The organism is Pseudoalteromonas sp. GB43, from assembly GCF_054923805.1.
Genome location: NZ_JBPCHJ010000001.1, coordinates 2,192,573 through 2,205,752, shown reverse-complemented (window position 1 = coordinate 2,205,752; position 13,180 = coordinate 2,192,573). Strand labels below are relative to the sequence as shown.

At 41.9% G+C, this 13,180-nt stretch carries 11 protein-coding genes and 1 pseudogene; 2 read left to right on the top strand and 10 right to left on the bottom strand.

Annotated features, from left to right (window positions below; genetic code table 11):
- Positions 1 to 42: 42 nt before the first annotated feature.
- From secF to queA, 5 genes and pseudogenes are all read right to left on the bottom strand, one after another.
- Positions 43 to 990, bottom strand: a complete 948-nt coding sequence (secF, locus tag ACRWSG_RS10570) for a protein translocase subunit SecF (protein ID WP_054552488.1) — start codon at positions 988 to 990, stop codon at positions 43 to 45.
- 8 nt (positions 991 to 998) lie between these two features.
- Positions 999 to 2,861, bottom strand: coding sequence for a protein translocase subunit SecD (gene secD, locus ACRWSG_RS10565; protein ID WP_462166227.1), 1,863 nt, complete (start codon positions 2,859 to 2,861; stop codon positions 999 to 1,001).
- Between the two features lie 22 nt (positions 2,862 to 2,883).
- On the bottom strand, positions 2,884 to 3,222 hold the full coding sequence (gene yajC, locus ACRWSG_RS10560) for a preprotein translocase subunit YajC (protein WP_036973302.1): 339 nt from the start codon (positions 3,220 to 3,222) through the stop codon (positions 2,884 to 2,886).
- Positions 3,223 to 3,251: 29 nt separating this feature from the next.
- Complete coding sequence (gene tgt, locus ACRWSG_RS10555; RefSeq protein WP_058583935.1) at positions 3,252 to 4,379, bottom strand: tRNA guanosine(34) transglycosylase Tgt; 1,128 nt, start codon at positions 4,377 to 4,379, stop codon at positions 3,252 to 3,254.
- A gap of 138 nt (positions 4,380 to 4,517) precedes the next feature.
- A pseudogene (gene queA / locus ACRWSG_RS10550) lies at positions 4,518 to 5,548 on the bottom strand (tRNA preQ1(34) S-adenosylmethionine ribosyltransferase-isomerase QueA).
- Positions 5,549 to 5,762: 214 nt separating this feature from the next.
- Here queA and ACRWSG_RS10545 point away from each other — a divergent pair.
- Together ACRWSG_RS10545 and ACRWSG_RS10540 are read left to right on the top strand one after the other, a co-directional pair.
- Positions 5,763 to 8,273, top strand: coding sequence for a two-component system response regulator (locus tag ACRWSG_RS10545; RefSeq protein WP_054552484.1), 2,511 nt, complete (start codon positions 5,763 to 5,765; stop codon positions 8,271 to 8,273).
- A gap of 233 nt (positions 8,274 to 8,506) precedes the next feature.
- A complete protein-coding gene (locus ACRWSG_RS10540) occupies positions 8,507 to 8,710 on the top strand; it encodes a hypothetical protein (RefSeq protein ID WP_054552483.1) in 204 nt (67 codons plus the stop codon).
- A 23-nt stretch (positions 8,711 to 8,733) separates the two neighbouring features.
- Here the strand turns inward: ACRWSG_RS10540 and ACRWSG_RS10535 are convergent, their stop codons facing one another.
- From ACRWSG_RS10535 to ACRWSG_RS10515, 5 genes are all read right to left on the bottom strand, one after another.
- Positions 8,734 to 9,642 carry a hypothetical protein gene (locus ACRWSG_RS10535; RefSeq protein WP_187489488.1) on the bottom strand — a complete coding sequence of 303 codons (909 nt, stop codon included), beginning with the start codon at positions 9,640 to 9,642 and terminating at the stop codon, positions 8,734 to 8,736.
- Position 9,643: 1 nt separating this feature from the next.
- Complete coding sequence (locus ACRWSG_RS10530) at positions 9,644 to 10,243, bottom strand: hypothetical protein (RefSeq protein ID WP_462166226.1); 600 nt, start codon at positions 10,241 to 10,243, stop codon at positions 9,644 to 9,646.
- On the bottom strand, positions 10,236 to 10,778 hold the full coding sequence (locus ACRWSG_RS10525; RefSeq protein ID WP_166339876.1) for an RNA polymerase sigma factor: 543 nt from the start codon (positions 10,776 to 10,778) through the stop codon (positions 10,236 to 10,238). Before ACRWSG_RS10525 ends, ACRWSG_RS10530 begins: the two co-directional genes overlap by 8 nt.
- Positions 10,779 to 10,899: 121 nt before the next feature.
- Entirely contained in the window at positions 10,900 to 11,817 is a 918-nt protein-coding gene (locus ACRWSG_RS10520) for a hydrogen peroxide-inducible genes activator (RefSeq protein ID WP_462166225.1), read from the bottom strand.
- A gap of 76 nt (positions 11,818 to 11,893) precedes the next feature.
- Positions 11,894 to 13,162: an inorganic phosphate transporter gene (locus tag ACRWSG_RS10515; RefSeq protein ID WP_462166224.1), complete on the bottom strand. Its 1,269-nt coding sequence runs from the start codon at positions 13,160 to 13,162 to the stop codon at positions 11,894 to 11,896.
- Positions 13,163 to 13,180: the final 18 nt, after the last annotated feature.

Genomic DNA, 13,180 nt, shown 5'->3' with positions numbered 1-13,180 from the left:
ATAAAAAAACCGCCCTAGGGCGGTTTCTTTTTGTATCACTGATTAAGGCATAGGATCGAGATCCGCGCCTTCTTTTTCAATTACTTCAGGAATTAAGTCTTCTTTACTTACACCCATTGCAATTGCAACAGCTGAAGCAACATAAACAGATGAATAAGTACCGATGAACACACCAAATAGTAATGCGGTTGCGAAACCGTGGATCGTTTGACCACCCCAGCCAAATAACGCAATCAATACTAGGATAGTGGTGATTGATGTTACTAGGGTACGGTTTAACGTTTGCGTTAATGAAATATCGATAATTTCAATCGTGTCATCAATGCGCACTTTACGGAAGTTTTCACGGATACGGTCAGATACAACGATGGTATCGTTGAGTGAGTAACCTATTACCGCCAAAATCGCCGCAAGAATCGTTAAGTCAAACTCTAGGCCAAGTACAGAGAATAAGCCTAGTGTGATGATAACGTCGTGTAATAGTGCTGATACAGCACCTACCGCAAAACGCCATTCAAAACGAAACGCAACGTAAATTAAGATACAGATAAGCGCAGTTAACATGGCAAGGCCACCCTGCTCTTTTAGATCTTCACCAACACTTGGGCCAACAAATTCGATACGACGCATTTCTACTGTCGACTCAACTTTTTGTAATGCCGTAATGATTTGGTTGCCAATTACTTCTGCTTTTACGCCAGCACCTTGCGGAGCAAGACGCACTAGAATTTCTTTACTTGAGCCAAACAGTTGCACTGAGAAATCTTCAAAGCCACTTTCAGTGATTGCATCACGTACTTCTTTAAGATCAGGTGCTTGTGTAAAGCCTACCTCAACAGCGGTACCGCCAGTGAAGTCGAGACCAAAATTTAAGCCTTTAGTAAAAAACGACACGAAAGAAGCCAAAATCAACAAAGTTGATAATGTCATGGCAAACTTTCTTAACTTCATAAACGGGAGTGTTTTACCACCGAGTTTTAAAATTTGCATGCTGACTCCTAAATCGACAACTTATCAATACGCTTACCGCCAATGAACAAGTTGATTACCGCACGGGTACCAACAATGGCTGTAAACATAGAGGTGATAATACCAATCGCTAGCGTTACTGCGAAACCAGCAATAGGACCTGTACCCACTGCAAATAGAATCACTGCTGCGATAAGCGTTGTGATGTTAGCATCTAAAATGGTGCTAAACGCGCTGTCGTAACCAAAATGAACGGCTTGTTGTGGACTACGGCAATTATCAGCAAGTTCTTCACGAATACGTTCGAAGATAAGTACATTGGCATCAACCGCCATACCTACGGTTAATACGATACCTGCAATACCCGGTAACGTTAACGCAGCACCCGGAATAAGCGACATCACACCAACAATTAATACTAGGTTGGCACCCAGAGCGATATTCGCCACCATGCCGAAACCTTTGTAGTAAATAAGCATAAATACCAGTACAAACACGAAACCAAGCACAACGGCAGTCATACCCGCTTCGATGTTCTCTTGACCTAGGCTTGGACCTACCGTGCGCTCTTCAACGATTTGAATTGGCGCAACCAGTGCACCAGCACGAAGTAATAGGCTAAGGTTATGTGCTTCAGCTGGGTTATCGATACCTGTAATACGGAATGAACGGTCAAGACGCGCTTGAATGGTCGCCACGTTAATCACTTCTTCAACTTTAATTGGCGGAAGTGCTTTACCGTTTTCATCTGTTTTACCTGATGGCTTGTATTCGATAAATACTGTAGCCATGCGTTTACCGATAGCACGCTTAGTGAACGCATTCATTTTTGCGCCACCTTTGCTATCTAGCGTAATACTAACTTGTGGACGTTGATACTCATCCATACCTGATTGCGCGCCAGTGATGTGGCTACCTTCAAGAATGATGCGCTGCTTAAGAACCACTGGGTAACCTTCACGCGCCATGATCATTTCTGTACCAGGCGGTAAACGGCCTTGAAGCGCTGCACTTGCATCTGCGTTTTCGTCAACTTCACGGAACTCTAGAGTTGCTGTTGCACCTAGAATCTCTTTAGCACGCGCTGTATCTTGTACACCCGGAAGTTGCACGATGATACGCTCAGCACCTTGGCGCTGTACGTTAGGCTCTGCAACACCGATTTGGTTAATACGGTTACGGATAATCGTTTCGTTTTGCTTGATAGCGTAGTCACGAATTTCTTTTAGCTTTTGCTCGCTCATGCTGGCATAAAAAGCATTGTCGCTGCTGCTATCATCAACGTAAACGTTTAATGGGTAACGAGTTGATAAGAAACGCTCTGCTGCGTCTTTATCTTCTTCGTTACGCATTTCAACACGTAATCGCTCGCTGTTCGCTACACGGCGAATAGTGCGATAACGTAGTTTTTCTTCACGTAAGTCACTTTTGAAATCTTGTTCCATTTGCTCAAGCTGAGTATCAACCGCCGTCGCCATGTCGATTTCCATAGTAAAGTGAACACCACCGCTTAAATCTAGGCCTAGTTTCATTGGGTTACCACCCAGTGACTTTAACCACTCTGGTTGAGCAGGTGCCATATTGATTGCAGAGATATAATCTTCACTAAGGGAATCACGCAGTAGATCTTGCGCTTTTAGTTGGTCTTCAACATTCTTAAAACGAACGAGGATTTGTCCATCTTCAAGTTTGCTTGATTTAACAGTAACGTTATGTTCTTTGAGAGTCGCATTTACTTTATCGAGTACGGTGAGGTCAGCATCAGTACCTTTAGTGCCCGATACTTGTATGACCGGGTCTCGGCCATACAAGTTAGGAGAGGCATATAAAATACCAACGACTAACACTACAAGAACAAGTAAATACTTCCATAATGGAAACTTGTTTAACACGTGTGAGTCCTTATTTTTATTGTTATAGCGACTTCATAGTGCCTTTTGGCAATACTGCAGAAACAGCTGATTTTTGTACTGTTACTTCTGCTTGGTCGTTTAATGAAATCACGATGAAGTCTTTGTCATCAGCGATTTTAGCAATCTTACCTACTAAACCACCTTGCGTTAGTACTTCGTCGCCTTTCGCCATTGCGCTCATTAGGGCTTTATGCTCTTTTACACGCTTAGCTTGTGGACGGTAGATTAAGAAATAAAATACCAGACCGAAAATACCCAACATGATTAGCATTTCCATGCCACCACCTGCTGGTGCTGCACCTGCCGCACTTGCGTGGGCGTTTGAGATGAATAAACTCATTTCACTTCCTCTTTAATTTTTCTAAAAATTTAATCTGATGTATCTGCAAGCTCTGGCACTTCTTGGCCGCGGCGTGCATAAAAATCTGCAACAAATTCGTCTAGTTTGCCATTACTGATGGCATTACGTAAGCCTTCCATCACGCGTTGATAATAACGTAAGTTGTGAATCGTGTTTAGACGTGCGCCTAAGATTTCATTACATTTATCAAGATGATGCAAGTATGCACGTGAATAGTTTTTACACGTATGACAATCACACTCAGGATCCAATGGACCGGTGTCTGTTTTATGTACTGCATTACGAATTTTAACAATGCCGCCAGTTACGAATAAATGACCATTACGGGCGTTACGCGTAGGCATCACACAGTCAAACATATCGATACCACGGCGAACCGCTTCAACTAAGTCTTCTGGTTTACCAACGCCCATTAAGTAACGAGGCTTGTCTTCAGGCATTTTGTAAGCACAGTGGTCAAGAATGTTGATCATCTCGTTTTTCGGCTCACCAACCGATAAACCACCTAATGCATAACCATCAAAGCCGATTTCTTCTAGGCCTTTTTGCGATTGTGCACGAAGCTCAGGGTACATACCACCTTGGATAATACCAAACAGCGCAGCTGGGTTATCACCATGACCTTCTTTTGAGCGTTTAGCCCAACGAAGTGACAACTCCATAGAATCTTTCGCTTCTTTTTCTGTCGCTGGGTATGGCGTACATTCGTCAAAGATCATTACGATGTCAGAGCCTAGATCACGCTGAACTTGCATCGCTTTTTCTGGCGAAAGCATGATTTTTTCACCATTAACTGGTGAGCTGAACATCACGCCTTCTTCTGTGATTTTACGCATTGCGCCTAAGCTGAATACTTGGAAACCGCCTGAATCAGTTAGGATTGGACGATCCCAATTCATAAAGTCGTGTAAGTCACCGTGCTGCTTAATGATTTCTGTACCAGGACGCAGCATTAAGTGGAAAGTGTTACCTAGGCAAATTTGTGCACCAGTATCTTTCACTTCGTCAGGCGTCATACCTTTTACAGTACCGTAAGTACCTACCGGCATAAATGCTGGCGTTTCTACAACACCACGTTCAAAAATCAAGCGGCCGCGGCGCGCTTTACCGTCAGTGCGGTCTAATTCAAATTTCATATTATCCTCAGTGTCGGAAAAACAGTCCAACAAGCTATAATTTAACCGCTCGATTCTACCCTGTTTGCAGGTTTATTACTATTAATTGAGCTAAATTCGAAAATAAAAAGCCCAGTTCAAAAACTGGGCTTTTTAACGTTATTTGCGCGTTAAGAACATCGCATCACCATAACTAAAGAAGCGATACTTCTGCTCAATAGCCGTATGGTAAGCACCCATTATGTTCTCTTGGCCTGCAAAGGCACTGACTAACATGATTAACGTTGATTCAGGTAAATGGAAGTTTGTCACCATGGCATCAACCACATTGAACTGATAACCCGGATAAATAAAGATATCGGTATCGCCAAAGTAAGTATCTAGTTTGCCGCCGTGCACTTTAGCTGCTGACTCTAATGAGCGGACTGATGTAGTCCCTACAGCGATTACACGACCACCTTTTGCTTTCGTTTCGGCTACCGCTTTAACCACTTCATCTGGTACTTCTATGTACTCTGAGTGCATAACATGCTCATCAACTGAGTCAACGCGCACAGGTTGGAATGTGCCCGCGCCCACATGCAAGGTCACAAAGGCCATGTTAATGCCCTTGTCTTTTAAGGCTGCCATTAATTTATCATCAAAATGCAGGCCAGCTGTTGGCGCGGCTACGGCACCTGGCTTTTCACCATAAACAGTTTGATAACGCTCACGATCTGACTCATTATCAGGGCGGTCAATATAAGGTGGTAATGGCATATGACCGATGTCGTTTAGGATATCGAGTACATTTTCGTCTTTGGCAAATTCAAGCTCAAAAAGCTCGCCATGACGCGCAACCATGGTTGCTTCTGCTTTACCTTCTAGAATGATTTTTGAGCCTGGTTTTGGCGATTTACTAGCTCGTACATGCGCAAGCACACGGTGTTCGTCAAGTACACGCTCTACTAACACCTCAAGCTTACCGCCTGATTCTTTTTGCCCAAACATGCGAGCAGGGATCACTTTGGTGTTATTAAAAACTAATAAGTCATTTTCATTAACGAGCGATAAAATATCACTAAATACTTTATGCTCAACTTGCCCTGATGATCATCAAGCGTCAGTAAACGACTGCTAGTTCGATCTGCTTTCGGAAAACGAGCAATTAATTCATCAGGAAGGTCAAAGCTAAAATCAGCTACGCGCATAGAGCATATCTCTCATTAATAAAAACGCGCCAAGTTTACTCTGATACGCCTACTACCTCAAGCAAAGCCCTAGACCAAGTGAATGGCCGTTTACAGGTTTACACACTTAAGTGCTTATTAACCGCTTTTAGGTAAAGTTTGCTTGTAGATTAGGCAAAATGTCATTATTCTAGCCTATTCAATAAACATGGGTTAGGTAAGAGGTAGTAGCGCCATGGCAAAGCAGTTGAAACTGCTAATTTTAAACGCAAGCGTTGCTGAGCGTGAAACAATTAAGACCACATTAAACAAACTTAATGTCTTCACGTTTATCGAAGCCAGTGACTCTCAAGATGCGCTAAAAATTCTTAAAAGCCACCCAGTGGATATTATCATTACCGGTCTTGAGGTTGGTAAGATTGATGGTTGGCGTTTTTCGCGCATGATCCGTTCAGGGTTATTAAAAACACCAAAAAACACACCTATTTTACTTACTCCACCAATTTATTGTGAACGTATAGCCGAAACCACGGCTCGCAGCTATGGCATTGATGCCGTATTGCCATTTGAACGCCAAGATATGCTGCCGCAAATGTTAGCCAACGTGTTATCAACCCATCTTGAAAAAAGTAGCCGCCTCAATTTATTGCTACTTGAAACCGATAGTCGCAAAGCAAAAGATATTAGCGAGCAGCTTAAACTCAGTTTTGCTATTACTCACACCACGTCTACAAAAGCGACGCTAGCTACTTTTTTACAACAAAAATTTGCCATTGTATTGATTGACGCCACCGAGTCTCATTCTGATACCGCAGCTGGGTTAATTAGCGAAATATTACAACACAACCCAAAACAGGCGATTGTAACCATCATTGATAACAATGATGCAGATTACGCGGAGCAGTTGTTACTTTCTGGCGTTACTGATTTTATTCGCGCCCCTTACGATCACTCGTTATTAAGCAAAGTGTGTGACCACGCTGCTCGTCGTGAAGATTTCATGGTGAGCTACGCAGAGTTTGCACAAAAAGTAGAACAACTAAGCCAAAGTCAAAGCCGTTATAAAGAGCTGTTTTCTGCCCACCAACGTATTTTATTACACCTAAATACGGTGGTACTTGAGTTTAACCAAGAGGGTAATATTCGCTTTATTAACCCAGCTTGGGAGCATTTAACGGGCTATGGCATAAAATCTAGTTTAGCAAAGTCACTAACAGACTTTTGCTTACCGGAGTGCAAAACAAAGCTACAAGATACCATTCAGCGTATTTTGCTTGGTGGTGAGCAACAGCAACAGGTAGAGATCCAGCTAAAACATAAAAATGGTAATGCCATTTGGGTTGAATGTCGCTTACAACTAATAAAAAATAGCCAAAACTCAGCGACTATTACCGCCACTATCGATAACATTCATGAGCGTAAACAGGCAGAGCTGCAACTTCGTCATTTAGCCTTGCACGATACGCTCACAGAGCTGCATAACCGTTATTACTTTGACCAACAATTACAACGTATTTGTAAGGCCAAGTACACCAGTAACGATACCGAGCATGCGCTGATTTATATCGACTTAGATCACTTTAAAATCATCAACGACAGTAAAGGTCACCAACAAGGCGACATCGTTCTAAAAGAAGTTGCTCAGTTATTTACGGCGAATATCAGTGATGAGCACTTAGTGTGCCGCATCGGTGGTGATGAATTCGCCGTGATCTTAAAAAATACGAACCTACTCGATGCACACTTGGTTGCAGAAAGCATTTGCATGGCGATTGAAAAACACCGTTTTCATTCAGAAGGCCAAGAGTACTCAATTAGCTGTTCAATTGGTTTAACACAAATCACTGAGCAAAATAACGATCCAAGTGAATGCTTAAAACAAGCTGATATCGCTCTTTATGTAGCAAAAAGCTTAGGACGTAACCTCGTTCATTGCTACTCTAAAGAAGACTCCAGCCACAATAGCTTACAAGCGGGTTTAGAGTGGGGGCACAGTATTCGTCAGGCATTACAGCACGATGCTATCGAGCTTCACTATCAGCCTATTTGGGACTTTAAGCGCGGCCATGTTGCCTATTTTGAAGCGCTATTACGCTTAAAATTAAACGATGAAATTGTTTACCCAAATCAATTTATCCCAGCTCTTGAACTTCTAAACGATACATTTTTAATGGATCAATGTGTTATTCGTAATGCCATTAAGAGTGTTGCCGAGTACCCGGAGCTCAATCAAATAGCAATTAACTTATCAGCACAGTCGTTTTTAGATGAACGCTTACTGCCTCATATAGAGTCGAGCTTAAAAGAATATGCTGTTGAACCAACACGTATCATTTTTGAGATCACAGAGTCTGCGAGTATTAATAACCTCGTTGCAACCCGTGCCATGATCGAGCGTTTGAACGGCTTAGGGTGTCACTTCTCAATTGATGACTTTGGTACAGGCTTTAGTACCTTCAACTACCTTAAACAATTACCGGCTCAACATGTAAAAATTGATGGTTCATTTGTTCGCGACATGCTGAACGACCCAATCGATTTAGCGCTGGTAAAAGCAATTAATGATATTAGCCGTTCCCTTGATAAACGCTCTGTTGCTGAATATGTTGAAAATCAAGAGATATTTTTAGCGCTAAAAGATATCGGCGTAGATTATGGGCAAGGTTACTTCATTGCTCGCCCGATGCCTGTTGAAAAAATAACGGCTGAACTAAAAAAAATATCTGAAAATAATCTGTTTAACTAACAATTATCTAGCCTATTTAGAGCAAAGCTTGATACATTTTTAAACATTTTTTCTAAGAAATTTTGCTTCCATACTGACAATACTCATCTATACTTAAATCCACAGCAAGGTTAAATGTCGTGTTTTTATGGTGATTATCTATAATAAACATGACATTACTTATTATATTAAACATTCTAAGCATAACTTAACATCGTTAAGTCCATGTATTGGCGGTATAATGGAGAAAAGTGATGACACAACTAATCGTTTTGTTGCTGATTGTAAATCTAGGGATAGCGTATCAATGTTACCGTAATGCGAGCTTAAAAGGGTATCCGGTAAAAACCTTTACAGGGTTAGGTTTAGTACCTTACTTTAACTTAGTCGTATGGGTTTACTTGTTGTTTTTACCCGACTTAAAACCATTTTCAATGAATGAAAAGCAGCCACTTTAGGCTGCTTTTTTAGTTGGGAGAATTTAAAAACTATAACTTGATGCTTTTTCGAGTAATTGCGCGGCTTTTATATCGCCAACCACACACTTTTTAATGTCTGACTTTTTAAACACTTTTACTTGTTCAGTTTTACCTTCGCTAACACCACGGATGATAAAGCTCACATGTTCATCGTTAGGCAGGCTTCTTAAACCGCTACCATAATCACATAGAGTCAGAGATAAGCTTTTATCTACTTGCTGTGCTAGGGCTGCTAGCTGTTGCTTTTGCTCTTTTACGCGGGCTTGTTTTTTCTCAGCTAACTCTTTGCGCATTTGCTGCTGCTTTTGTGATAACTTTAGCTGTTGCTTTTCAAGCTCTTTAATCGATGCTTGTAATGCTTGTTTACGTTTTTCGAGCTCTTGCTCTTTGGCATCTTTATCGTGGCGACGATCAAATTCAAGGTCGCGCTTTTCACGCTCAAGATCACGAATTTCACGGCTTACATCGCGCTCTTGCTCAGCCACTTCACGTACTCGCTCTGCACTTTCGCGCATCACTTCCATAGCTTGTTGGTAGGCTTCTTGCGTTTTCACTACCACCGCATCGCTGATCACTTGCACATGCTCGCCTAGTACTTCTATTTCAGTGAGTTCTTCAAAATCAATATCAGGCATTGGTGGCAACGGCGCATCGGGCACAGAGGCAAACACTGTAGACCAGCGTGAACTGCCTCGTACATCAAAACTAAACACCACGCCTTGATGCTGCAAATAACTCGAAGAGACATTCCTTACCTTGTTATCAGTATCTTGTTTTAACGCCGCTGAGAGAATCTTTTCCATAATCCCGACTTCACGCTGAATTTTATCTAACTCATCACTTGCTTGTGCTTGTAAGCTTACTGCTGCGCAAAGCAATAATGCAGCCGTAGTTGATTTGTATTTTGACATCTTAATACTCCAAATTGTTGGCAACGGTTGGCAATGGTCTGCCTTCCACTTGCTCTGCTAAATCATTTAACTGCATACGTAAGTACGCTTGGTCTTGGGCACGCTGTGTTTTGATATAAGCCAGCACGCTGGCAATATCTTCTTGGCGCTCTACTCGCCCGGTTTTAATCGCTTCTTTGGTCAGTTGGTACATCTGCTGTTGCTGCACTTCGTTTTGCGCAGTAATGATATTTTGTAACTGATCAATTTGCTTTTGTTGTGACTCTAATAAATTGGTTTGCTTGGCCACTTGCTCTAGTAACTGCTGGTTTCCTTGCTGTGGATTACTAACAAAAACCCACGCGCAAAATACTATTGACGCAGCCACTGCCCACACCCCAGCACCAAAAAACAGACTTTGTTTTTGTACTTTGGGCATCGTAGATTCTCGATCCCAATTTGGTACGGGTACCGTTTCATAATGTTGACTTTGTTGTTGCCACTGCATTGCATTGTTCATCATTGATGCATACTCAGCATTGGCTTGTAGCAACGCAATTTGCTCTTCAGTGAGGCTTTCGCCCTCTAACCATGCGGTAAATAATGAATCTAAATTAGCCATCTAGGGCCTCCAAATGCACTTTTAACTTACCAAGCGCACTGTATAGTCTTGATTTAGCTGTATTGGTCGAAATACCTAATTGCTCAGCGATTTCTTCAAATGTACAGTGCTGAAAAAACTTTAACTCCACCACCAAGCGTTGCTCCCAGGGTAAATTGTTCATCATTGCTTTGAGTTCATGATGCTGCTCAGATTGCAGTTGATTGGTTTCTAACTCACTATGCTCGCAGCTTTCTTCTGGTATATCGTCTAAACCTTGATGCAGCTTACGGCGGCGGTAATATTCAACACTACGCCGGTGCACAATTTGATAGAGCCAAGTATTAAAACTCGATTCACCACGAAAGCTCGGTAAGCTTTTATAAACAGAAATAAACACTTCTTGCATTAAATCCATTGCATCATCAGGGTGACTTAACATCCTTAGGCAATAGTTATATACCTGTGTTTCGTGCTGCTTGACTAATTTCAACCACGCCCGTTTATTGCCCTGTTGCGCTTTAGCAATTAGTGTTTCAAGTGATTGAAAAAACAAACTAGCCTCGTCATCTGATCTGCCTTTAATGGTTTTGTTATTATGTTAGTCGAGGGAAGGAAAAAAATAGTTTGCTTAAATAATAAAAAACCCCAAATATTTTTTATTTGGGGTTTTTTGTTCATTGACCGTCTAAGCTACATTGCTTATTGAGAAACAGCTCTAGCTGCTGGCTAAATAGCCTAAAGTCTCTGATCCGGCCCGTGGTTTTACGCCACACGATACCAATATCTCGGTATGCATCATTTTGCGATGGTGTTGCGACCATCTCTTTTTTATCTAAAATGCCCGCATTGATAGCCATTTGTGGTAAAAAAGTAACACCAAGCTGGTGTTCAACCATACTTAATAGCGTATGCAAGCTTGCCGCTTCAAATGGGTTAATACAACTTGAGCGATTCAAATGGCAAGCACTTAGTGCATGGCCAGTCATGCAGTGCTCACGTTCTAGTAAGAACACACTCGCATCCGGTAAAAGATTAAAATCTTCCACACCATCTGCTGGTGTATAATCTTTATGATGCACTAGGCTGAAGTGATCTTTAGCAAGTACTTGTGTATGAAACTTTTCAGTGTCATACGGTAACGCGAGTAATGCCATATCAATTTGGTCATGCTCAAGTTTATCGAGTAGCTTGTCACTGGTGTCTTCAACTAGCACTAGCTCTAACTCGGTAAAGGTCTGTTTGCAGAAATGATATAAAGGTGCAGCAATAAAGCTGGCAATCGTTGGGATAACACCAAGCGTGAGTGTGCCACTTAATGGCGTTAAAAAGCTCTTTGTCAGCTCTTTAAGGCTAAGGGTGTCGTCAATAATCTTACGTGCTTTTTCGACAACCTCTTCACCAATTGCGGTAAACATTAAGCTGCGGTTTTCACGCTCTATAAGTTGGCAACCTAAGGTTTCTTCTAGGTTTTGAATTGCACTACTTAAGGTTGATTGACCGATAAAACAGGCGCTTGCTGCGCGGCCAAAGTGTTGATGTTGGTGGACTGCTAATAAATACTGTAGTTGTTTAATACTTGGTAAGTTATTCATTCTCTACCTGCAAATAAAAAGACCCCAATACCTAAGGCATTGAGATCTTTTCAAGCTAAAAGTCTTTTAGTACTTTTTATACCCCGAAGGCAGTTCTCAGTACATAGAAAATAACAATAGCAAGGGCTGCGCCAACTGGCAATGTAATTACCCAAGAAACTACAATGTTTCTTACAACACCCATGTTAAGAGCCGCAATACCGCGTGCCATACCAACACCTAGTACCGCACCTACAAGTGTTTGCGTAGTAGAAATAGGTAAACCAGTACCTGATGCGATAACAACTGTTGAAGCAGCAGCAAGTTCAGCAGCAAAACCACGGCTTGGTGTTAAGTGTGTGATGCCTTCACCGATGGTCTTAATTACCTTCTTACCTAAGATAGCAAGACCAGCAACAATACCTAAACCACCTAGTGGTAAAATCCACCATGCGATAGCCGCTTTCTTAGCGATTTCACCGTTGTGCTCAACAATGTTTACAACAGCAGCTAATGGACCAATCGCGTTAGCAACGTCGTTTGAACCGTGTGCGAATGCCATACAACATGCTGTTAGTACCATAAGTACTGCGAACACTTTCTCAACGTTGTTGAACTGCATTGCTTTGTCAGCTTTAGGGTCAATTTTAAGGCGAGCAATCGCAATCTTACCGATGATAGCAACTACAACAGCAATCGCGATAGAAAGGGCATAACCTTCAAATGAACCTAAGTTGATACCAATGTGCTTTAAGCCTTTCTTGATTGTTACAAGCGACATGATGAAGCCCGCTAGACCCATATAGATAGGCACGTAACGCTTAGCATTTTTAAGTGGTGCATCAGTGTCAAAAATTAGCTTTTGCGCACTCATGAAAATCAAATAAGCAATAAAACCAGAGATAGCAGGGGTAACAATCCAGCTACCTACGATACCCATTACCTTGTTCCATTGGATTGCTTCACTACCTACTGCAACCAATGCGAAACCAATGATGGCACCGATGATTGAGTGAGTCGTAGATACTGGCCAGCCTAAGAAAGAGGCAATTAATAACCAGCTACCTGCAGCGAATAACGCGGCAATCATACCTAGTATCATTAACTCAGGTATATCCATAAATGGCGTGGCATCGATAATCCCTTTACGGATTGTAGATGTAACCTCACCACCGGCAAGGTATGCGCCAGCGAATTCAAACACCATCGCGATGATGATTGCTTGTTTAATTGTAAGTGCTTTTGAGCCTACTGATGTACCCATCGCATTGGCAACGTCATTTGCACCAATACCATAAGCCATGAAGAAACCGACTGCGGCGGCAGTTAAAACCAATAACGTGCCGTAATTTGCAATGATATCCATTGTGTGAACCTTTAATTT